Source organism: Flavobacterium sp. CLA17, from assembly GCF_013112255.2.
Lineage (GTDB): Bacteria > Bacteroidota > Bacteroidia > Flavobacteriales > Flavobacteriaceae > Flavobacterium > Flavobacterium circumlabens.
The window spans coordinates 2,066,143-2,089,674 of the sequence record NZ_CP068294.1 but is presented as its reverse complement, the minus strand read 5'-3'; the positions used below and the strand labels follow the sequence as shown (position 1 = coordinate 2,089,674).

Annotated in this window: 17 protein-coding genes; 3 read left to right on the top strand and 14 right to left on the bottom strand. The window is 36.9% G+C overall.

The window, feature by feature from the left end:
• Positions 1 to 2: 2 nt before the first annotated feature.
• Positions 3 to 956: a bifunctional helix-turn-helix transcriptional regulator/GNAT family N-acetyltransferase gene (locus tag HAV12_RS09025; RefSeq protein ID WP_171569352.1), complete on the bottom strand. Its 954-nt coding sequence runs from the start codon at positions 954 to 956 to the stop codon at positions 3 to 5.
• Between the two features lie 231 nt (positions 957 to 1,187).
• Entirely contained in the window at positions 1,188 to 2,213 is a 1,026-nt protein-coding gene (locus HAV12_RS09020; protein ID WP_171569351.1) for an AraC family transcriptional regulator, read from the bottom strand.
• Positions 2,214 to 2,414: 201 nt separating this feature from the next.
• Between HAV12_RS09020 and HAV12_RS09015 the strand changes: the two genes are divergently transcribed.
• Together HAV12_RS09015 and HAV12_RS09010 are read left to right on the top strand one after the other, a co-directional pair.
• A complete protein-coding gene (locus HAV12_RS09015; RefSeq protein ID WP_171569350.1) occupies positions 2,415 to 2,912 on the top strand; it encodes a DNA-deoxyinosine glycosylase in 498 nt (165 codons plus the stop codon).
• 250 nt (positions 2,913 to 3,162) lie between these two features.
• Positions 3,163 to 3,597 (top strand): DUF6526 family protein, encoded by a 435-nt coding sequence (locus HAV12_RS09010; protein ID WP_171569349.1) that lies wholly within the window; start codon positions 3,163 to 3,165, stop codon positions 3,595 to 3,597.
• Between the two features lie 316 nt (positions 3,598 to 3,913).
• Here the strand turns inward: HAV12_RS09010 and HAV12_RS09005 are convergent, their stop codons facing one another.
• The 6 genes from HAV12_RS09005 to HAV12_RS08980 all read right to left on the bottom strand — a co-directional run bounded on the left by HAV12_RS09005 (position 3,914) and on the right by HAV12_RS08980 (position 13,633).
• Positions 3,914 to 5,932 (bottom strand): glycoside hydrolase family 97 protein, encoded by a 2,019-nt coding sequence (locus HAV12_RS09005; protein ID WP_171569348.1) that lies wholly within the window; start codon positions 5,930 to 5,932, stop codon positions 3,914 to 3,916.
• A 25-nt stretch (positions 5,933 to 5,957) separates the two neighbouring features.
• Positions 5,958 to 7,202, bottom strand: a complete 1,245-nt coding sequence (locus HAV12_RS09000) for a glycoside hydrolase family 71/99-like protein (RefSeq protein ID WP_171569347.1) — start codon at positions 7,200 to 7,202, stop codon at positions 5,958 to 5,960.
• Positions 7,203 to 7,452: 250 nt separating this feature from the next.
• Positions 7,453 to 8,964 (bottom strand): RagB/SusD family nutrient uptake outer membrane protein, encoded by a 1,512-nt coding sequence (locus HAV12_RS08995; RefSeq protein ID WP_171569346.1) that lies wholly within the window; start codon positions 8,962 to 8,964, stop codon positions 7,453 to 7,455.
• 28 nt (positions 8,965 to 8,992) lie between these two features.
• Positions 8,993 to 11,992, bottom strand: coding sequence for a TonB-dependent receptor (locus HAV12_RS08990; RefSeq protein ID WP_171569345.1), 3,000 nt, complete (start codon positions 11,990 to 11,992; stop codon positions 8,993 to 8,995).
• A gap of 28 nt (positions 11,993 to 12,020) precedes the next feature.
• Positions 12,021 to 13,103, bottom strand: a complete 1,083-nt coding sequence (locus HAV12_RS08985; RefSeq protein WP_171569344.1) for a hypothetical protein — start codon at positions 13,101 to 13,103, stop codon at positions 12,021 to 12,023.
• A gap of 8 nt (positions 13,104 to 13,111) precedes the next feature.
• Positions 13,112 to 13,633, bottom strand: a complete 522-nt coding sequence (locus HAV12_RS08980; RefSeq protein WP_171569343.1) for a DUF5004 domain-containing protein — start codon at positions 13,631 to 13,633, stop codon at positions 13,112 to 13,114.
• 481 nt (positions 13,634 to 14,114) lie between these two features.
• Here HAV12_RS08980 and HAV12_RS08975 point away from each other — a divergent pair, with 481 nt between their 5' ends.
• The gene (locus HAV12_RS08975) at positions 14,115 to 15,713 is read left to right on the top strand and encodes a DUF6377 domain-containing protein (RefSeq protein ID WP_171569342.1); all 1,599 of its coding nucleotides are present in this window, start codon (positions 14,115 to 14,117) and stop codon (positions 15,711 to 15,713) included.
• Between the two features lie 224 nt (positions 15,714 to 15,937).
• On the opposite strand, the gene HAV12_RS08970 is transcribed toward HAV12_RS08975, so the two are convergent.
• The 6 genes from HAV12_RS08970 to HAV12_RS08945 all read right to left on the bottom strand — a co-directional run bounded on the left by HAV12_RS08970 (position 15,938) and on the right by HAV12_RS08945 (position 23,437).
• The gene (locus tag HAV12_RS08970) at positions 15,938 to 17,161 is read right to left on the bottom strand and encodes a sterol desaturase family protein (RefSeq protein ID WP_171569341.1); all 1,224 of its coding nucleotides are present in this window, start codon (positions 17,159 to 17,161) and stop codon (positions 15,938 to 15,940) included.
• 128 nt (positions 17,162 to 17,289) lie between these two features.
• A complete protein-coding gene (locus tag HAV12_RS08965) occupies positions 17,290 to 18,576 on the bottom strand; it encodes a Glu/Leu/Phe/Val dehydrogenase (protein WP_171569340.1) in 1,287 nt (428 codons plus the stop codon).
• Between the two features lie 422 nt (positions 18,577 to 18,998).
• The gene (locus tag HAV12_RS08960) at positions 18,999 to 19,853 is read right to left on the bottom strand and encodes a DMT family transporter (protein ID WP_171569339.1); all 855 of its coding nucleotides are present in this window, start codon (positions 19,851 to 19,853) and stop codon (positions 18,999 to 19,001) included.
• Between the two features lie 63 nt (positions 19,854 to 19,916).
• Positions 19,917 to 20,510 carry a 2OG-Fe(II) oxygenase family protein gene (locus tag HAV12_RS08955; RefSeq protein WP_132036951.1) on the bottom strand — a complete coding sequence of 198 codons (594 nt, stop codon included), beginning with the start codon at positions 20,508 to 20,510 and terminating at the stop codon, positions 19,917 to 19,919.
• 177 nt (positions 20,511 to 20,687) lie between these two features.
• Complete coding sequence (locus HAV12_RS08950; protein ID WP_171569338.1) at positions 20,688 to 22,151, bottom strand: magnesium chelatase; 1,464 nt, start codon at positions 22,149 to 22,151, stop codon at positions 20,688 to 20,690.
• A 167-nt stretch (positions 22,152 to 22,318) separates the two neighbouring features.
• Positions 22,319 to 23,437, bottom strand: a complete 1,119-nt coding sequence (locus tag HAV12_RS08945; protein WP_132036950.1) for a VWA domain-containing protein — start codon at positions 23,435 to 23,437, stop codon at positions 22,319 to 22,321.
• Positions 23,438 to 23,532: the final 95 nt, after the last annotated feature.

Below are 23,532 nucleotides of genomic sequence, written 5' to 3'. Positions count from 1 at the left end.
CTTTATGCAATATCCAACTCCATCTGAATATTACAACGTTTATAAGGTGTCGCGAGACCCGAAACTTTCCGGAATCCTAATTTATGATACAGGTTGATAGCGGGCTTAAGGATCGTATTACTCTCCAGGTATATTTTCTTTGCTCCTTGTTCTTTTGCACTGTTTACAATAGCCTGACCCAATAGCCAGCCTATGTTTTTCCCTTGTGCTTTTGGTGAAACAGCCATTTTTGCCATTTCAAAATCATAGTTTTCATCCTTCATTTTGATTAACGCACAGACACCAACCGGTTCATCATGGTATAAAGCCACAAAGATTTTACCGCCTTTGTCCAGAATATATTCCTGCGGATTGTCTAATGCTTTATAATCCGCTTCCTCCATTTCAAAATAAGTCGAGATCCATTCTACGTTCAGGGCTTTAAAAGCATCAAGATATTTAGGTTCAAAGGCTACAATCTGAACGTCCTGGCTTTCGCGTATTTTTTTGTTTTCAATCACTCTTTTCAGCAGTGATTTTTGCTCCAGCAAAAACTCCCATTCTTCCAGTGCAGCCCAAAGGTTATGGTTTGATTCTGTTATTAAAGACTCAACAGCAGCCTCAACATCGATCCATTGTAGTTTTAATTCTTTCGAAACCACTATGCCCTGACTGGTCAAAGCAACACTATTTCTGCGTTTATCGATTGTTTTCAGATTTTCCTGAACGAGCCCCGCCGTCGTCATTTCCTGAATAATTTTACTCACTGAAGGTTGCGAATGTCCAATTTCATTGGCAATTTCAGTGATGGTAATTTCTCTTTCTTCGGTCAGCATATAAAAAACCGGAAACCATTTGGGTATAAAACTGATTCCGTACAACTCGTATATTTTAGCTGCATCATCTGTAATCGCAGCGGTCATCAATCGAAGACGGCTTCCTAAAGCTACCTTGCCTACTTTATCGAAAAAATTCACACTATAGTTAATTACATAATTAGTTATGCAAATATATATATTTTTTTATTAGGCACAAAGTATCAAGTTGCAAAGGAGCAAAGTTTTTTAAATGTTGGTATTTCCTAAAAAAAAGGAATGGGCTATTTCTGATAACAGTGGCATATTTTTTATGGCACATTTACCAAAAAAAGAACAAATAACTCCTAAATACCTCTGAAACTTTGCTTCTCTGAACCTTTGAACCTATTTTTAAGCTGTAATAGCCAACGGATTCAAATTGAATTTATATTCTTTTGGACTGCAATTGAATTTTTGTTTGAAGATTTTGGAGAAGTAGCTTCTGCTTGTAAAACCAATACAGTATACAATTTCCGAGATGTTTAAATCGGATGTTCTGATTAGGATTTCAGCTTTTAAAACTCTCCTATGTGTTATATAATCGTTAACAGTACGATTGTGAATCATCTTAAAACCTTCCTGTAGTTTATTTGGAGACAGACCGGATTTTTTACTTAATGATTTAATGGTGAAAGCCTCTTCAGGATTTGCTTTTATAGCCTCTGAAAGTTCCCTGATTTCTTCCATTTCTTTTAAGGTAAGACAATTGGTATCTTTTGAGGTAGCCGCTAAATCGTCTGTATGCTGCTGAATTTCCATAGCCAGGATAATTCTTAAAATACCTTCTTTCAGTAAATTACGAACAATACCCGTTTGGGTAACAGCATTTAATTGTTCTATTTTCTCACCGATTCTTAAATTATAAGAACCCAGATAAAAGAAATCTTCGCGTGCGCTGTTTTCAAAAAATGTTTCTTTTACTTTTGCATTCAGCGAATTGGTCTGATTTTGTTCGGAAAGGTGAGTTCCAACAATAATCAATGTAAATTTGGTTTTGATGTCTTTTTCAAAAAACAAAACGTTTTCATTTTCTTTTTTGGAAGAAAGTATCGCAGTCTGAAAGGTTTTTAGCTTTCTTTCCTCGCCTAAAATTCCGAAACTATGAGACAAATTTCCTTTAGAGCAATAGGCAAAATAGACTGGAGATGATTTTGGATTTGCAATATTCATCTGTACGTCAGCAGAAAAAGTCATATCAAACTGAACATAGGAAATAGCATCATTAAAAGAGGATCCAATAATCGACCCCTTAGCAAAACTATTATTAAACTCTAAAGTATATTCGTCTAAATCAAAAGTTGCTTTACCTCCAATATTTAAAGCTAAAGCTTCAAAAATATCTTTAATTTTCTCTGTATTTATAGTAACTACTTTCATTTTACCTGTATTTAAATTCGATAATCCGCTACTTGTAGATGTAATAAAGAACGTCTCTGTTGTAGAAAAATTCCTTAAAAATATCTAGTTCAAAGTTGCAATAATCAACAGCGAAAAGTGTTATATAATTTTTGTAAATTGTTTTATAATTAACTCTAAATGATTTGCGTTCTACAGCACCTTTTATCTTAATAAAAAAGCATGAAAAGTTTCTCTTTCTCTCCAATAAGCGCCAAAGACGCTAACCTGTTGATTTTGGGCACAATGCCCGGGACAAAATCTTTGGAATTGAATCAATACTATGGCCACGCCCAGAATAATTTCTGGAAGTTTATTTTTACCATCTTACAAGAAGATAGTACGTCTGATTATGATACTAAAAAAACAATCCTGATGAAGCATAAAATTGCTGTATGGGATGTTTTACAATTTTGCGACAGAGTCGGAAGTTTAGACAGTGCCATAAAAAATGAAATTGCAAATGACTTTGACACATTTTTAGCAGCGCATCCCAACATTACAACTATTTTGTTTAACGGACAAAAAGCAGCGGCATTTTTTAAAAAATACGTTTCTATCGACAAAACATTCCAACTCATAACTTTACCGTCATCAAGTCCTGCAAATGCCAGTAAGTCATTTGAATCAAAATTAGAGGAATGGAAAGTTATAACTTCACTTTTAAAAAAAGATGATTGATATTTGAATTGTATAAGATTATGATTTTAAAATGTAACAGCTTCTTTAGGTAATCCAATAATTTTACCAAAAGGTTTTAAGGTATTGAAATAATTTAAACTCTTTGTATTTATAAAAACTCACTCTTATAAATTACATTCAAAGATTTAAATTATAAAATATTGGTTGTTAGTTTATTTTGAAAAAAAAGCTATTCTTTTATTAGAATAGCTTTTATACTTTTACCCTATATCTCATAAACCAAATTATTATGAAAATTCAAACGTACCAAAATCATATTCGGTTTTATCCTCCCCACCATTTTGTATACTATCCGATGCTGACTGCATTTTTGATTAGCAGTATTTATTTTGCTTGTACCGAAGATGAAAAGTTAATCTGGGCCTTTATCAGTGTTGGTTTTATCTTTTTGTTTTGCCTTGCTTTTATGTTGCGCCAGCATTATGCCTTAACGCTGCAAAACAGAATTGTCAGATTAGAGCTTCGGTACCGGTATTTTACACTTTCAGGAAAAAGATTCGAAGAATTTGAATACAAATTAACCGACGATCAGCTATTTGCGCTGCGATTTGCACCGGACGATGAGTTGTTACCACTTGTAGAAGACACCCTTAAAAACAGCCTGACCGGAGCCGCCATCAAAAAAGCAATTGTTCATTGGAAAGCGGATTATAACAGGGTTTAGATGGAAGAAAATAGATGGAAGAAAATAGATGAAAGATGAAAGAGAATAGATAATAGAAATTTTGGCTAAAGCCCTTTCTAGCATCATCCTTTTACCTCTAACTAAAGCTGCATGCAATTAAAAACCGTGGTCTTCCTACATCCTTTATTTTACACTTTTAAACGCTTATATCTTTCATCTTTGAACCTTTGTAACTCTGAACCTTTGTACCTCAGAACCTTTGTACCTCAGAATCTCAGAACCTCAAAAAACAAACCCGACCTCTTCTCAGAAATCGGGTTTGTTGCTCAACTTAACTCAAATAAACTCAACCAACTTATTTTTCTATTGGAGTAAACTTTATGGCTGTTCCTCCGCCAGCTGCCAGTTTTATATCTAAAACTGTTTTGTTATTTACTTTTTGTTTCGAAATAGTAACGGGATATGGATTTGTTTTATAATTGGCTCCCACTCCATCAGCGTATATTTCTGCTTCGTACTCTTTATTTTGATCTAAAAATGACAGTGTCACTTTCAGTTCACGAGCATTACTGTTGGTAATAGAACCCAGATACCAGTTTTTTTCATTCCAGTCTTTACGGACAATTGTAGTATATTCTCCAATTTTTGAATCTAAAACCTTCGTATCAGACCATGTACACGGAACGTCTTTAATAAATTGAAATTCCGGCTTTCCTACGTAATTTTCAGGTAAGTCTGAAGCCATTTGCAGCGGACTGAAAATAATTACATACAAGGCAAGCTGATTGGCTAAGGTAGTCTGTACCCTGGCTCCTGAAGGCGTTTTATAATCAAAATTGAAATTACCCGGAGTATAATCAAAAGGACCTGATAACATTCTGGTAAAAGGCAAAGTCGTCAGATGCTCGGGAGTATTTCCGCCATCTGCGGACCACGCGTTGTATTCCTGTCCTCTTCCGCCCTCCTGCGACATAAAGTTTGGATACGTACGTTGTATTCCCGTTCCTTTCATCGGTTCGTGATTATCGATCATGATATGATATTTCGCAGCTGTTTCGATTACTTTTCTGTAATGACGTGCTCCGTATTGGCTGTCGTGCCATTCTTTTTTATCTAAATATTTGTTTACATAACCGGTCTTTACGGAATTTACTCCCATTTTCTGATACAGTTTAAAAGCATCTTCCAGCTGGTTTTCGTAATTTTTAGTGGCTCCAGCCGTTTCATGATGTCCGATTAAGCGAACATTTTTCATGGCTGCATATTTGGTAATTTCTTCCAGATTAAAATCAGGATATGCTTTTACAAAACTGAAAGCTGATCCGTCGGCAGTCCAGTCGCCGTCCCAGCCTTCGTTCCAGCCTTCCACCAAAACGCCGTCAAAATTGTTTTTAGCAGCAAAATCAATGTATTCTTTGGTATTCTTAGTTGTAGCACCGTGTTTTGGGCCTTGCCCCCAGGTGAATTTTTCTAAATGCATGCCCCACCAGATTCCAATATACTTAGAAGGGGTGATCCAGGATAAATCTTCAATTTTGGAAGGCTCATTTAAATTCAGCATAATGGTTGAAGTAGCGACATCTCCGGGTGTTTTACCAACCACAATTGTTCTCCAGGGTGTTTTAAAAGGTGTTTCCGCATAGACTTTTACACCATCCGCCCAGGCAACGAGATCACTTTTATATTGCTTATCCGATGTTTTCAATAAGGTCATTGAGGCAAAATCGGTCAGGTTCGCTTCGTGAATGGCAACATACAATTTGTCTTTCGTTTCAAAAGTGGCGGGTGTATTGATTGTATCCGTTTTGCTCATCAGCGTTTTGCGATAGGTGCTTTCGTAATAGCTGTTTTCGCGGTGTACGGGAATCCACCAGACTTCATTATTCTCTTTGAAAGTAAACTGGGTGATTTCATTGGAGATTTTTACTTTCCCTAAATGGGGCTGCTTCGGAAATTCATATCTGAACCCCAAACCATCATCAAAAACCCTGAAAATAATATCTACCAAACGCTCTTCGCCTTTTGATTCCTTCAAATGAACAATCATTTCGGTATGATGATCCCTCACTTTTTTGAATTCTCCCCAGGGCTGTTCCCAGGTTTCATCAGCCGTTTTTTCTTCGGTTGAAACCACCTCAAAATCCGATGTCATTTTTTGGATTCCCTGAAATTCAAACCCTAATAAAGAAGGTTCAATAACTGATTTTCCATTAGACGAAAAGCTGTACTGAGGCTGTCCTGAAGCTGTTAATTCAAAAACCAGTGTAGCGTTTTTATCAGGCGAGCTTATGGTATATGTCTTTTTAGTACTGCAGGCAAAAATCAGCATGGATGCTAAAGTAATCAGGCAATAGCTATATCTTATGTTTTTCATTATCTAATTGTATTAATGACAACTCTTATTTAATTTCATTAAGTAACTGTTTTGCTTTAGCAGACTGCATGGAAACAAAATAATTAAAGGCCTGGTCTAATTTTTTCTGGGCATCGGCATTCCCTTTCTTTTGTATGCGTAAATTGTATAATTGGCTAATATCAGGGAATACATTTTCGGCACTTTTAACTCCGGCAAAGGCTTTTACTTTTTCGATATAGGTGTATCCAAATTCCACTGTGGGTTCGAACATGGTACCTTCTCCAAAGTCGTTCCAGGTAATTAATTGCAGATAATTCAGATTGGCATTTTTGGCCATGGCAAGTGTTTCGTCAAGTGTTGCTCCATTATTGTGTTCAATGGTCCATCCAATGGCTGCTCCGCCTCCGCCCTGAGCATAAAAATCTTTAAATCCGGGATAGGCACTTCCTATCGCCACTGAAAGTTTTGGTTTTGTATTCGTGTAAAAATTAGTCAAATAGGTACTGTTCTTATACACCCAGGCATATTCGCCTGAAGCATTTTCCCCGGCTTCAACCGATTGGTCCCAAAGGGTGATGAAAGTCGGTTTTGCGGTCAGGGTATTAAAAACATTGGTCCATTCTGCCGGTGTTTGCAAAACGATTGGTCCGAAATTCAGCAGCAAAGGTTTTCCATTGATTTTGATATAATTTTTATCGTCGAAATAATTTTTCTCCATGTACGCTAAATCGGTTTTTGCGGCGCTGGTAACAGAAATGGCTTTTCCGGCATCGACAGCACTTTTTGTTACCCGGTCTTCATAAACAATAGCATATTCCAATCCAACTTTGTCCAGCATAGCAATAAGCTGTTCTGTATTTTCTTTTACCATTCTGTAATCGAAAACATCATAAGTACCGTACCAATCAATCAAAACACCATCAATTCCTGAATATTTCATCAGTAATAAATGGTTTTCAATCACATTTTTATCGCCTGAATGATAAGGACCGATAAGCGGGTAATAATACGATGCAATTTCCCTGCGGTTATTTGCATCTATAGTATTTGGATTTTTGTTGGCCATTGTCCAGTGATACCCCCATTTTTTATCGGCACTACTTTCATTGGTTTCAAACCACGGCATGTAGTGCAGATAAATTTTGGTGCTGTTCGTTTTTTCAATCGCCACTGGCGCCACTGTTTCCGGCGTTACAGGTGTATCTGAATTTTTATCGTCGTTGCTGCAACCAAGCGCCACTAAAAAATTCACAATTACACAAAATAATAATGTGATGTATTTTTTCATTTTAATTAATGTTTGTTTTTTTTATACCTCTTCTTTCACTCTGCTTAAAAATGTCTGCCAAAATTTAGTCTATATCTTTTTTGCCACTGATTAAGAGATTAAAAAAGATTTTATGTACTGTTTTCTTAACTTTAGAATCTGTGAGAATCTTTTTAATCTGTGGCTAAAAATATTTTTTTTGGAAAGTGAGTATTTAAAAATATGTCAGCCTTCCACGACTAACCAACAGGGAAGACTGACATTCAGAAATCTAATTTACAGGATACCCGGGATTCTGATTCAGGTTTTTATTTGTCGTTAAAACACTGCTCGGAATAGGAAAAATTGCTCTGGTTTTATCTGTTGCTCCTTTTTCCCACCATGGTAAAAAGAAAGTTCCAAAACGAATGTTATCTGTTCTTCTTCTTCCTTCGAAAGTAAATTCCTTAAGCAATTCCTGATCGATAAAATTAAGATCAATAGTTGCCGGCATTTCTTCTCCGGCACGTGCTGTAATTTGTTGTAAAAACGGTCTCGCTAACTCAGGCGAACCCAATCGGACATAACATTCTGCCTGCATCATTAAAATTTCAGCGTAGCGAATCAGTACAAAATCGTGATCACGTTCCCAGTTTTCACCGGCTTTCATTTCATATTTACCTAAACGGACTCCTTCATTTTCTTTGGCATCGCCTAAGCTGGTCAGGTTTTCTGTATAAGTAAGCGGTTCTCCGTTATCCATAATAATTACAGACCCTGTTGCCAGATTGATCTGATCACCGGCGAGCATACATTTTTTTCTTTTGTCTGTATCGGCAAAGGCAGAATAAACGCCCGGTTGCGCACACATTCCGTTGGCACTCCACGGATAATTTCCTGTTGGGGAAAGCGTCAGTTTGTGCAGGTAATGACAGGACATTGAACTCATATAATTCCCTACTGTTCCCGCTTTTGAATCATACGGAATAGCAAAAATAATTTCGGTTGATGTCTGATTTTCCGTGGCAAAATTGGCGAAGAAATCCGGTGTCAAAGTATAACCTGTAACTTTCTGGCACATGGAAAGGCAATCCTGCCAGCGTGGTGTTCCGATAAATGCTTCTGAATTAAGGTACAACCTGGCCAAAATAGAATAGGCCACATTTTTGGTCAGTTTAGAATATACAATGTTAGAATTCAAATACGGAATGGCATCCAGTAATTCTTTCTCTACAAAATCATACACCTGTTTTCTTGTCGAATTAGACGGTAAATCCAGGTCTTCAAAATTGGTTACGATTGGCACATTACCAAACATATCCAAAAGATTGTAATAGTAGTAGGCTCTTAACGCTTTTAACTCCGCATAAATCGGTGTTTTTGCCTGAGTGGTCAGGGAAGATTTGTCAATTTGATAAATGATCGCATTGATTTTGGCAATTCCGGTGTAGTTATAACGCCAGGCCGAAAGGATCATTCTGTTGTCTGCTTTCCAGGTATGTTTTTGTGCGTCCTGATATTGTCCGCCGTCATACCAGTTGGTTCCTCTGGTTGGAATGGTAGCTTCATCAGACACCACTTCATTCAAAAAGAAAACATATTCGCAAGTTGGATAATTATTGGATATCCCGTCTGCAAATCCTCTTAAAGAAGAATAGGCTCCACCTACCAGCGCATCAATTTCTTTTGGAGTGTTTCCAAAATTTCCGTCTTCTACTTTATCATACAGATCTTCATTCAAATTTGTACATGACACCGTAAAAAGCATGCTTAAAAGTATCGCTGCTGTTATTTTGATTTTCATTTTTAATATTTTATGGTTATCAATTCGCTTAGTTATTCAGCGTAAAATTTAGTCCAACAGAAATCGTTGTTGGTCGTGGATAATTGTTGTATCGGTCAATTCCAGGCGAGGCTAATCCAGTTTGGTCTGCACCATCCTGTGCATTTAAACCAATTTCCGGATCCACTCCTTTATAATTTGTAAATACAGCAAGGTTTTCTCCCATTACATAAATTCTGAGCTTAGAGCTTTTGTATTTCAAGGGTAATGTATAACCAACAGAAAGGGTCTGAAGCCTGAAGAAAGAAGCATCCTCTATCCAGTAGCTGGAGTATTTCGGCGCTGAAGTGATTCCGCTTGACAAGAAATCATCCGGAACGTTGAAAGCCGGTAATCTGTTCGGATCGTTCAGCATCATATTGGTCGCATTCAACGCTTTTTGTCCAAACATTCCGTAACCTGAAATACCAAGATCAAAATTTCCGTACGTAAAGTTCATTCCGATTCCTAAAGTCAGATCGGGCTGTACATTTCCTAAATCTTTTTTGTCTACATCCACCAAAGCACTCTCTGCTACCGTCTCCCCTGCGGCATTGTAGTATAACATTTTTCCATCGGCATCCAGTCCTGCACTTTGAAAACCCCAGAAAGTTCCAACCGGATATCCTTCAGCAATAACCTGCGAATATTGTCCGGACATCCCTGCTAATCCGTGTAAAGAGCCGCTGTAGATGACATCTGTTTTATACGTTGGATTTGATAATTTTTCAATTTTCTGAATGTTGTGCCCTAAAGTCAGATTCGCATCCCAGGTAAACTTATCGCCTTTGATGATGTTGGCATTCAAAGTAAGTTCCACACCTTTATTGGACATTTCACCCACGTTGGCCAGCATTGTTCCTACTAAATAAGGAGGCTGCGGTACTTCGTAGGTATATAATAAATCTTTTGTCGTTTTGGAATACCATTCGAATGAACCCGTAATTCTGTTGAATAAACCGAAATCTACCCCAATATTAATTTGTTGCGTGGATTCCCATTTCAGATCAGCATTCGGGTTTTGTTTCGGAGAATAAGCTAAACTCCATGTCTTCGTAACCGGATCGTAATAACTGTCGTTTCCAACTCCTAAAATAGAAAGTGATTTGTATTCCCCAATTCCGTCCTGATTACCGGTAACTCCGTAACCTACTCTTAGTTTCAGGTTATCCAGCCAGCCTTTGGAAGAACTCATAAATTCTTCACCTGAAATTTTCCAGGCAGCAGAAGCAGATGGGAAAGTTCCCCATTTGTTGTTTTCTCCAAAGCGGCTTGAACCGTCACGTCTTACCGTAGCAGTCAGAAGATATTTTCCGTCGTAAGAATAATTCGCACGGGCAAAAAACGAAACCAGGTTTGATTTTCCTTTATACGAATACACATCACCCAAACGATAATTGTAACCGGCGCCTAAGTTATTATATCCGAAAGCATCTGTCACAAAACCACTTCTTTGCGCTCCGAAACCTTCATAAATATTTTCAAAATACGAATATCCGGCTAAGGCACCAATCGTATGTTTGTCTAACGTTTTATTGTAATTCACAAAGATTTCACCCTGCGCGTTGGTGTATTCTGCATACGTTCTTTGTGCGTAGCCATCTTCTGTTCTTCCTTCCATAACGGCGTAGGATGGTTTGTATGTTCCACCTTTTACGGCATTATGTTCCAGGGAAATATTTGCTGAAGCTGTAAAATCGCTCAGGAACTTAACTTCCGTTTTAAAATATCCCAAAAGTCTGTGTCTCTCATTATCAACGGTTCTGTTGGTTAAAATTTCAACCGGGTTTTCATAGATATTTCCACTTACAGAAGAAAAATTTCCATTGGCGTCATAGACCGGAATCGTTGGATTTAAATTATAAGCACGTTCAAAAATCCTGTAATCGATAGGATTCCATTTATCGATATTGGCAAACAATCCCATATCAAATTTCACGTCTTTGTTATCGCCAAGATATTGATAAGCGCTAACATTTCCGCTGATTCTTTCGAGGCCGGATTTTTTTATAACCCCTTCATTATTCAAATACGAAATCGAAGTTCTGAAACCGCTGTCTGCTTTTCCGGAATTGATACTTAAAGTGTGGGATTTTGAAATAGCGGTCTGTTCGATGGCTTTCTGCCAGTTGGTATTTCCACCATAATCAACAGCATCCGTATTTCCGGTATCACGTACATAACCTCTCCATTGATTGGCAGATAAAAGATCTAAATTATCTGCAACGTAACCAATACTCGATAAGCCGCTGTAAACGACAGAAACTCCTTTTGTCCCTGATTTGGTTGTAATCATGATGACTCCGTTGGCACCTCTTGAACCGTAAATAGCCGTTGCCGAAGCATCTTTTAAAACGTCTACCGATTTAATATCGGAAGGCTGAACCACATTAATATCAACTCCTGCAATACCATCAACCACGATCAACGGACTGTTACTTGCTGTAAGCGAAGTTCCCCCACGCAAACGGATTGTAGCACCTGCAGCCGGATCACCGGAAGGACGAATGATATTCAGTCCCGCTACTTTTCCCTGCAAAACCTGCTCGGTTGAGGAGATGGTTCCTTTTACTAAATCATCTGCTCCAACGGTAGAAATGGCACCTGTTAAGTCTGATTTTTTTACTTTTCCGTATCCGACAGAAACGACCTGAACTTCTGCCAGTGTATAACCGTCATTTTGCAGACGAACATCAAGATTAGCAGTTGTTCCGGTGATCTGAACTTTTTGGGTTGTGGAGCCTATAAATGACACTTCGATGGCACTTCCTGCCGCTACCTGCAAAGTAAATTTTCCGTCAAAGTCTGTAGTTGTTCCGTTTTTGGTTCCAACCTCAATAACAGAAGCTCCCGGCAATACACTTCCGGTATTGTCGTAAACGGTTCCTGATACCTGCTTTTTTCCCTGGGCAAAAACTCCTGCCGAAAGAAAAAGCATGAATATCATCAATACCGCCGATTTAGTAGTCCACATCAGATGCAGGACTCCTTTTATATTTTTACTATTCATTAGAATTGGTGTTTAATTTGATAGTGAATTATTTGTCTAAAGTTTTAAGGGGAATCGACGTATCCGAAATCGTTTTGTCCTTGTTGTCTTTTACCAGAACATGAATTTCAGTTAAATTCGGAACTCCGTTTAGTTCTGAAACTAAATTGACAAATCCTTTGATCTCTGCTGTTCCTCCTGAAAACTCACCAGAAATTGTTTTACTGCCGGCTGTAATGGTGTAAATCAATTTGTTTACCCCCGATTCGTTATTTTTTCTTGACATTCCCAAAAAGTCTTTCTGACTGATCTGTAAAGGGAAAAAAGCAAAAACCGGTGGCGGTGGCGGCACAAATTCGCCTGCATATATAATCTGATCACCGGAATTAGTGGTCCAGTCTTTTGCTACCATTAAAAACGTAATGTTTTCCATAACAAAACCAGGTTCAGTATTATAATATTCCTGCGGAATCAAATCCATTCTGTAAAAACCATTTCCTAAATCCTTTAGTTTTGTTTTTTCAGAAACTTCAGGTAGCCAGGCCTGATATTCCTGCAAAACAGCCCAATTGTTTAAACCACTATGGAAGTGAACACTCGGAACTCCGGCGAAACCGTCTTTTAAATTCGAATTAAATAAAATACTTACCGGTTTATCAATGGTTGGTTTGGCCGGATAGGATCTGATTAATTCGTTTGCGCTATAAAAGGATGAAAAATCAGTATACGTCATGTTGGCAACATCACTTTGCTTCGATCCGTTTTTGTTTTTTAAACGGAACCAAAAACCTGCACTTGCTGCGATTTCCTCGGGAGTTTTACCAAAATACGCCGTTGGGGTCAGGTTAAAACTCCAGATTTTATCACCCTCGTATTTTAGTTTGGCAAAATCAGAAGAGTTTTCCCAGTTGCCCGCATCAGGCTCAGATGGGGACCAAATCCAGATATAAAGATCTTCAGTTTCTGCAAACGTGGTTCCTGAAAGATCAAAATACCAGGTTACTGCTTCATCATATTTGTACACTACCGGATAGGATGACATTGGTCCCACAGCACCGGCATTTTCCTGGGCCGTTACAAAATTCGGAGCCATCAACAGGGCAAGTAAAATTGTATATATAAACTTTTTCATATTACTTTTTAATTAATAGCATTTAATTTGAATACATAAGACACAAAATCCACTCCGCCGGAAGTACGCATCAGCTGAAGCTGCATTTCTTTATTTTTACCCGGAACTGAAATTATCCTGAGTTCGTCTGTTTTTTGAGTTTTCTGAGCATCGCTGTACAAATAGATTCGTATTGCACTGGCATTGGTCTGCTGAAAATCTGAGCTTAATGCCCAATATCCTTTGGGAGCAAATAATGGAGGAACATTTCCGGTAACTTCATAACTTGTAGGCCTGTTTTGCGCGTCTGTTACGAAGTTGATTTTAAAATCTTCGTAATTAAAATAGGTACTCAAGTTTTCTTCGTTTGGTTCGATTTTACTTGCTTTCGCAAATTCATCAACCATTTTCAGATTTGTTAATCCCCAGTTGCCGTTTACTTTTTCATAAATGGTAATGGGATCAACGTGGCTTCCGTCGTCAGTGTTATCACAGCCAATGGCTGTTAAACTCATCACAACAGCCAACCAATAAATACTTTTACATCTCATAAATTTGTGGTTTGATTGTTAGTTTTTTTATCCGTAAAGGACAGAGCGAAGCTATACGTTAAATAAATCTTAAAAAAAACATCTGAGAAAAATCAAGATAAAAACCAAACAAAAAACAAAACAACTATCTAATAATCAATTATTTAAAATATTTTTATAAGAGCAAAAATCAAGACATTGTTTAGATAAAAAATGGCATTTGATTAATGGTACAAATGACAATATCAAAATTAAAGTGTATATTTTTTTCACTATGCATATATATAATTGCTTTTTATTGTATAATTGCAAATTATTAAACTACTTTTAACATTTAGAGCCCGTTTTTAAATAAACTAACCCTTGTTTTTAAATGTGTTACGTCTCAATTTGCTAAATTCTAAAAGTTATCAGGTCTGACCTCTCAGGCTTATGTTGAATTAAAAACGAATTAACTCACATCAACCAAAAAACTATTTTTATCCTAAACCAAAACATGACTATGCAAAGAATATTAATTCTGTATTTTTTCATTGCAGGTTTTTCTCTCACTGCGAAAGAGACAGATCCTGTTCTGGAAGAATTAGATAAAGTGCTCCTTAAAAAGGAAGTATATCTCAAAAAGAAATATCAGAAGATAGAAGCACTAAAAAAAAATGTATCCAAATTTACACTGAGCCAGAACAACACGGCACTTTATAATTGCTATATGTCGTTGTTTGAAGAATACAAATCTTTTAAATATGATTCCGCTTATTATTATTTAGAAGAAGCAAAGATTAAGGCGATTGTGCTGAAAGATTCCAAATACCTGGCCAAAAGCCGAATTAAAGAAGGTTTCGTACTCCTTTCCTCCGGTTTATTTAAAGAAGCTATTGATACTTTGAATGTCGTTGACGACAAAAAACTGGACTCACAAAATAAATTTGAGTATTACAATATAAAAGCACGTGCTTATTACGATTTAGCCGATTATAACCGTGATCAGCGTTTTAACATTCACTATGTACAACAAGGAAATCATTTTCTGAAAAAGGCATTAGAATTAATCGGAACGAACACCAACGAATATTGGGCCGCCGAAAGCCTGAAAAGACTGAAGCAGCAGGATTGGCGTGGTGCCGAATTTGCCTTCAGCTATTGGATTAATAATTACGATCTGCCTCCCGATTATTACGGAATTGCAACTTCAAGCCTGGGTTACATTTACTCCGAAAGAGGATACACCAAAAAAGCGATTTATTACCTCGCACTTGCTGCCATTGCTGATGTAAAAAATGCGACCAAAGAAACCGTCGCGTTGCGAAATCTGGCTAATGAACTCTTTAAAATGGGGTATCTGGACAAAGCCAACGAATACATCAATATTGCTATGGATGATGCGACTTTTTATAACGCCAGACACCGCAAAATTGAGATTTCGTCTATTTTGCCAATCATCGAAAAAGCACAACTGAATAATGTAAAAGAAAAAAATGATAAACTGGAAAGAATTATTATTCTGTTAACGATACTGACCGTGATTATCATTTTGTTTTCGATCATTATTTTCAAGCAATTAAAAGAAAGAAACAAGGCGAGAAAAATAATGGCTTCTTCATATAGTCAGCTGCAGGAGATGAACATCAGCCTGAGCGAGGCCAATGCTATTAAGGAAGAATACATTACCTATTTTATCAAAGCAACATCGGCATTTATTAATAAAATAGATCATATTCAGAAAAGTACGCTTCATAAGATCATTACAAAGAAAACAGATGAAGTCATTGCGAGTTTAAAACGCTATAATGTAAAGGAAGAACGCGAGAATTTATTTCATCAGTTTGATGAAATCTTCCTGAAGTTATTCCCCACCTTTGTGACCGATTTCAATCATTTATTTCCGAATGACCATAAATGCATTGTAAAAAAAGGCGAGCTCTTAAACACCGAGCTTCGAATTTTCGCGTTGTATCGACTGGGAATTCAGGACAGCAGCCAAATGGCCGAATTTCTGGAACTTTCCGTAGCTACAATCTATACGTACAAAACAAGAATCAAAAGCAAATCCGATTTTAAAGATACTTTTGAAGAGAAAATCATGGCGATTAAAACGATATGATTTAATGCCACAGATTGCACAGATTCACACAGATTAAAAAAATCTTTTGAATTCTTTATCCCGATAGCTATAGGGAGTGGCAAAAAATAAAGCCACAGATTGCACAGATTCACATAAATTAAAAAATCTTTTAAAATCCTTAAATCAGTGGCAAAAAAAAAAAACGACACCCTTTCAGATACCGCTTTTTTCTATACTTTTCACACCTCACTTCTCACTTCTATTCAGTCCGAAGATTCCAACTGAAGTACCACATTCTGATACCGTTTACCCAAGGAGAATAATTGTTCAGCGAAAATCATAATTCCTAGTGGGATAAAGAAAAAGGTGATTAAATTTTCTTCGTACAGGAAATAGACCGCGATCAGGTAAATTCGGGCATATTCGAGATAATAAATCCATTTTCGCTGTTCCAGTAAAGCACCACAATTAATTAGCGTGATCAATATAATCGACAGCACAAAAACCTTATCAAAACCATTTAAAAATTCAAAATAATAGGTAAAAACCGTTAGCAAAAAAGTCGAAATTCCCAACTGGATATAAAGATAATTTTTAAATCGAAGTCGCTGATTCGGATTGGTTTTATCCTGTAAAAACCGTTTTTCCAGTAGGGGCCGAATGTCCTGATCCATATGTGCGGGGCTTCCAAAAACTGCTTTCCATTTTTCTTTGAAACCTGTGGAGCGTTTCATTAATTCATAAATTTCAAAGTAATAGTGAAAATGCTGCCATAAGAAACTGTAGCTTTTCAACGGATGCGTCAATCCGTATTTTGGTTTTTCCTCTTCCGTCTGGAAAGTCCCGAAAAGTCGGTCCCAGAAAGTAAACATATCCCCATAGTTTTTATCCAGATACTTCTCGTCCGACGCATGATGGATTCCGTGAACAGAAGGCGTTACAAAAACATATTCCAGCCACTTTATTTTTCCGATAAGCTGTGTATGCGTAAAAAAAGAATAAGCGCCATGAACAATCAGCATTGTTATGACCATTGTTGGATGAAACCCTACAAACGGAAGAACACACCAAAATCCAGTCCGGATAACAGCCTGAAAAGTGGTAATTCTCGCTGCAGCGGTAAAATTAAATTCTTCACTATGATGATGCACAATATGAGCTGCCCAGAAAAAATTGACTTCATGTCCTAACCTGTGGTACCAATACCAGACAAAATCGGTTGCGAGAATTAAGGCAGACCAGACAAAAACATTCGATGGAATATCAAAAATCCGATAATTATTATAAATGAAATAGTAGGACTGATAGAAACTCGCCGCTATAAACAGGTTAATTAATCTTTCGGCAATACCAATACTAATATTCGAAACAGAGCTTTCGTAATTAAAAATTTCCGGTCTTTTTTTTCGTTGCGCGATCTTAAATTCAATAAAGAAAAAAAGAAAAAAGGCAGGCATTGCGAAAGCAAGAAAATTAATATGTTCCATTTTTAAAAATTACTTTGTTGTATTATAAATATGTCAGGAAGAAGATATTTTCATCAATTGATACCATCCCATTCACAGAAAAGTATCAATTGATGAAAATTATTCAGATCTAATTTTAGAGTAAATTTTTAATTCTGTTTATACTTTGGACTATCTGCCGCCACTTCTTTTACAGACTGCGTTTCAGCCACTTTTTTCAATGCAATAATATAAGCCGCAATACGAGGCGTTACATCATATTTTGCTGCAACTCTAAAAACGGTATCAAAACCTTTTTCCAATATATCTTCCAGACGCTTGTTGATCTGGTGAATTCTCCATGATTCCAAAAGTGAATTCTGAAGCCATTCAAAATAGGAAACAGTAACTCCGCCGGCATTGGCCAGGATATCAGGAACAACCAGAACATTATTATCATGCAGTATTTTGTCCGCATCAGAAGAAACGGGACCGTTTGCTCCTTCTACAATAATTTTAGCACGAATAGCGTTGGCATTTTTTCCTGTAATAACGTCTTCTTTCGCGGCAGGAATCAGGACATCAACATCCAATAACAATAAATCCTCATGTTTGATTGCAACTGAATTCGGGTATCCTTTTATTGATTTATTATTCAGATTGTAGTACAATATCAGTTCCGGGATATTGAGTCCGTCCGGATTATAAAAAGCTTCAGAAACATCACTTACGGCGACAATTTTCAATCCTTTTTCGAATAAAAACAAAGCCGAATGCAAACCAACATTCCCAAAACCCTGAATCGCAGCCGTAGCTCTTGCAGGTCTGATTTTTAGCTTTTGAAGCGCCAGAATACTGATGATGCTTACACCACGCCCTGTTGCTTCTACTCTTCCCAAAGAACCTCCGGAATTCAGGTGTTTTCCGGTCACTACGGCATGAATCGTTTTGCCGTGTACCAATGAAAATTCATCCATGAGCCAGCCCATTTCGTCAGGTCCGGTTCCCATATCGGGAGCAGGAACATCTTTTTCAGGTCCGAAGATATCAGCTAATGCTTTGGTATAGGCTCTGGTTATTTTTTCCAATTCTGTTTTGGAAAGGGTTCTCGGATCACAAATGATTCCGCCCTTTGCACCTCCAAAAGGAATTCCTGTTACAGCAGATTTCCAGGTCATCCAGGCAGCCAGTGCTTTGACTTCATCCAGATTAACACCTGTATCGTAACGAATTCCGCCTTTTGACGGTCCAAGTGCCGTATTGTGAATGACGCGGTATCCTTCAAAATTTTGAATTGTTCCATTGTCTAAGGTTATAGCGAAATTCACAACGATTTGCTTTTCCGGACGCTGCAATTTCTGCCTGATGGATTCCTCTAAATTAAGAATATCAGCGGCGATATTAAAGCGATCAATCATAGATTGAAAGAGATTCTGTTTTATTATTTCTGCACTCATTTTATATATCTTTTAAATTGGGGTTGTTTATTTTTGTTCAGCTTTTCTAATTGTTTCAACGGATACAACATGGTATTTTCATCAGACAGCACTGCATCATTATGTTGGTATTTCTATTTGATCGCATCTTATAATTTTTTAATAATTCAAAAAAAAAGCCTTTCATGGTGCATGAAAGGCTAAAAAAAAAATAACTAACAAGTCCATTTTCTATTAAGGCCATTTCATTACAGCGTTCATCATGCAACACATCGTGAAGCTGCACATAAACGGAATGCTATTTTGGTTATAGTTTTTCATTGTCATTGCAAATCTATATAAATTACTTTATATATTCTATGGAATTAGTAGAATTAATTTTAAACAAAATGAATTCTACTACAAAAAAGCCTGTAAATAAAGACTTTATACAAGTAAAAAAATTACTTCAATTGTGAAAAAACAATAAAAATAATGGAAATTAGAGCTAAAATGATTCCCACGAAGTTAATTTTGGACAGTTTTTCTTTAAAAAAAAGAAGACCAACCACACTGCCAAGCATGATAACTCCCATATTCATTCCTGCAAAAACAGTCGAAGGATTCTCAGAGAATGCTTTATGTGCTTTCAGATAAAACAAAATATTTCCGAAATTAAAAAGGCCTACCAAAGCTCCAAAAAGAATATTTTTAGATTCGAATCCGGCTTTTTTAATGACAAACCCATAAGCAGCAATAAATACCGCAACAAGCAATGCAATTGCAAAAACTACAAATAGTGAAGTAGTATAAGGTAAAGTCGTGTAAAGAGCAATTTGCTTAAAAAGGATATCAATAACGCCAAAACCAAACAAAACAATTGCCGGATACATCCATTTGTTCCCAGTATTTGCGGCTTGTTTTTTTATGATGAATAAAAGTGCCAGAAAACCCGTCAGAAGCCCAATTACTTTATAACTGTTGAATTCTTCCTTAAAAATAAACCAGGCAGCCAAAATAGGGATAAATAACGACAATCTTTGGGCCGCATCTGTCTTTACGATTCCCATATGTTTTATAGAAGCTACTAAAAACAGAAAAACAGCAGGCAGCAAAACACCAATGGCGATATAAATGGTCCAGGGCGAATTAACAGTAACTTCCTTAAGGTCCGGACTAAAAGTAAAATAACAAAGCAGCAGTGCAAACACATAATTGAAAGCAACAATCTGGGTTGGATTTGTATTGTATTTTCTGGTGATTTTAAAAATAACGCCCACCACAACACTGCAAATAATACTTAAAACGAGAAATAACATAAGGTTCTTTTTTGAATGCAAAAATAACGTTTATCTCTTTTATAACTTCCAAAAAAAAGAATATTAATCACTCTTAAGCCAGCCTGTAATGCTCATTCGCGTATTTTGAGTTACTAAAACTTCGTGTACCAGTTCGTCACTTTTAAAGAAAACAGTTTTACCCTGTGTTGGTGAAATCTTCTGATTATTATTCACCTGATGAATCAGCAATTCTCCGCCATCGGCTTCCTGCCAATTGCTGTTGAGATAACTGATCATGGAATATTTACGACTGGGATTATTTTTGAACTGATCCAAATGTTTCAGGTAAAAATCTCCTTTTTCGTATAAGGCATAATGAAACTCGTAACCTGTAATTCCGGTATAACAGCTTTCATTAAGGTATAGTATAAAAGCATCAATTTTGGCAAAAAATTCATTTTCGAAAACATTATTGTGATTTTTATCCAGCCAGTAAATCGAGTCGCTTCTGATGGCACCGTCATACGACAGTTTATCCGAGTTTCCAATTCCGGCGCTTAACAATAAATTTTTCTGATTTAAATCGAGTAAATTTTGTTTTAAATGATTTGCTAATTCAGGGGTTAAAAAATGCTCCGCTATACCTACTTTATTTTCGATGTACGAAGCGATCAAATCTTCAAAACTATCTTCCATTATATTTTTAGGAAAGACTGCAATTACAGCCAACGGAACAAGGTAGTTGATTTTAAAGTGGTAAAGGGATTTTTAGAAATAATAAACTGTTGAAACATAATTTACTAAGTCTAAAAAACAAACCCGACAGGTTTTAAAAACGTGTCGGGTTTTGAAATTCTTCACTATTACAAGTATTTACAACTTACTGATGTAACTTCCATACATATCTTTGAACTGGTGTCCTTTTGCAAAACGATCCTTGCTCAATTTTTTATATTCAACCAGTGCCCATAAAATAAATTCTTTCATGAAATACTGATCTTTTTTATCCAGTTGAGGCTGGTATTTTTTCAATAAAACATCTAAAGGTATAACTTCGTCTAAGATATCCTGATATTCTTTGTCGGAACAATCGTCTAACAATTCGAAACCACTTTCTGCAAAGAACCATTCGATCAAATCAGAATAAGGAGTTTTTTCTCCGGGTTTTTCTAATTTTTCAATTTTGGGAAAATGCTCCGAAAACAAAGTTCTGACGGCCAAACCTATCAGAGTCTGAGCTACGGAAGCTGCTCCCTCCTGCTCTCCTTCGTAAACCAATTCGACTTTTCCGGTAATAGCAGGAATGATTCCGATAAAATCTGACAAACGCAAGGTGGTTTTATCTGCTCCGGCTATCAAAGCACGACGTTCTGCGGTACTAATTAAATTTTCGAAAGCCGTAATACTCATTCTGGCACTGACACCACTTTTATTGTCAATATATTCGCTATCACGCGCTTCAAAACTTATTTGCTCTAATATATCTTTAGCCAGACTTGGAACATAGACGGTTTCGCTTTGATTTTGATCTAATTTGGCTTCCTGCTCAGTAATTGTTCTGGCAATTTTTACAGTTTCAGGATAATGCGTTAAGATTTGAGAACCAATTCTATCCTTCAACGGAGTAACAATACTTCCTCTGTTGGTGTAATCTTCAGGATTTGCAGTGAAAACAAACTGCATATCAAGCGGCATTCTCAATTTGAAACCTCTGATCTGAATATCGCCTTCCTGCAAAATATTAAACAAAGCCACCTGAATTCTGGCTTGTAAATCCGGTAATTCGTTAATGACAAAAATACAGCGATTGGCTCTTGGAATCATTCCGAAGTGAATCACGCGGTCGTCTGCATACGATAATTTTAAATTTGCCGCTTTAATCGGATCAACGTCGCCAATTAAATCGGCCACAGTTACATCCGGAGTAGCCAGTTTTTCGAAAAATCGTTCACTTCTGTGCAACCATAAAATTGGAGTTTCATCTCCTTTTTCGGCAATTAGATCTTTTGCAAAACGGGAAATCGGATTTAAAGGATCGTCATTGATTTCAGAACCCGAAACAAACGGAATATACTCGTCTAACAATTCAATCATTTTTCGGGCCAGACGCGTTTTTGCCTGTCCGCGAAGTCCTAATAAATTGATATTGTGGCGTGATAAAATGGCTCTCTCCAATTCCGGGATTACCGTATTTTCGAAACCATGTACCCCTTCAAAAACAGCTTGTCCGGATTTGATTTTCTCCCGAAGATTATTTCGTAATTCGTCTTTGATACTTATACTTTTATATCCTGAGGCTTTTAACTGACCTAATGTATTTATATTGTTTATTTCCATTTTTATTGAAATATCTATTTTGTTATTTATATTTTTTTTGTGCAAATGCAACTGCTGCGAATTAACTTTGATAAGACGCACTGCTGTGCACCTCTGCGTTAAACCTTTATCCATTTAAAAATGCTTCGACTCCGCTCAGCATGACAACTGAAAACTGAGACTGAAAACTACCGAACCCGCTTCTTCCTATTCGTTTCGTAATCTTCAAAAATCATTTCACCCAAACCTTTAAGTCCGGTATAAAACGCCTTTCCCTGATTGGCTTCTGTAAAATGATTGACAAAACGCTGTAAATAAGGATCGTTGGCAATCATAAAAGTCGTAATCGGAATGTGTAATTTTCGGGCTTGCTGCGCCTGTGTGTAACATTTATCTACAATATAGTCGTCGAGACCATTGCTGTTCATGTAATACGAACCATCCCGTTCGCGAACGCAGCTTGGTTTCCCGTCGGTAATCATAAAAATTTGTTTGTTGGTATTTCGCTTTCTGCGTAAAATATCCATTGCAAGCTGAAGTCCCGCAACCGTATTGGTATGATAAGGTCCCACTTGCAAATACGGTAAGTCTTTAATCGGAATTGTCCACGCATCGTTTCCGAAAACCAGAATGTCCAATGTATCTTTCGGATAACGTGTCGTGATTAATTCGGCTAAAGCCATGGCTACTTTCTTGGCCGGGGTGATTCGGTCTTCGCCATACAAAATCATACTGTGGCTGATATCGATCATCAGAACCGTACTCATTTGTGCTTTGTACTGCGTTTCTTCTACCACCAAATCGTTTTCGGTAAGCATAAAGCTTTCCACTCCATTGTTGATTTGGGCGTTTCTCAAGCTTTCTGTTAAAGAAATACGCTCTAAACCGTCTCCAAAATTAAACTCACGGAACTCTCCTGTATGCTCATCACCGTTTCCGGCATGTTTGGTTTTGTGATTTCCACTTCCGGAACGTTTCAAATTACCAAAAATCTGATCTAAGGCCTGCTGCCTTATTGCACGTTCTGTTTTAGCAGTGATTCCAAATCCTGGCGTACCATCGTCTTTGGCTTCGTCTTTTATGTAACCTTTCTTTTTTAAATCTTCGATAAAATCATCGATTGTGTAGTTTTCATCGGTAAGTTTATACTCGATATCCAGCTCCCTGAGCCAGTCTATGGCTTCATCAAAATCGCCCGAAGTATGGGTGATCAGCTCTTTGAAAATGCCAAAAAGTTTTTCAAACGGAGACTGAAACGGTGCTTCGTAAGTCTTAAAGTAAAAACCTTTTTTAAATTCGTTTTTCATAATTCTAAAATTACGGTTTTTTAGAATTACGAAAAAAGAAACATTTATTAATTTTTAGTTAAAAAAACACCATGAAATAGACGGAAATTACTCCT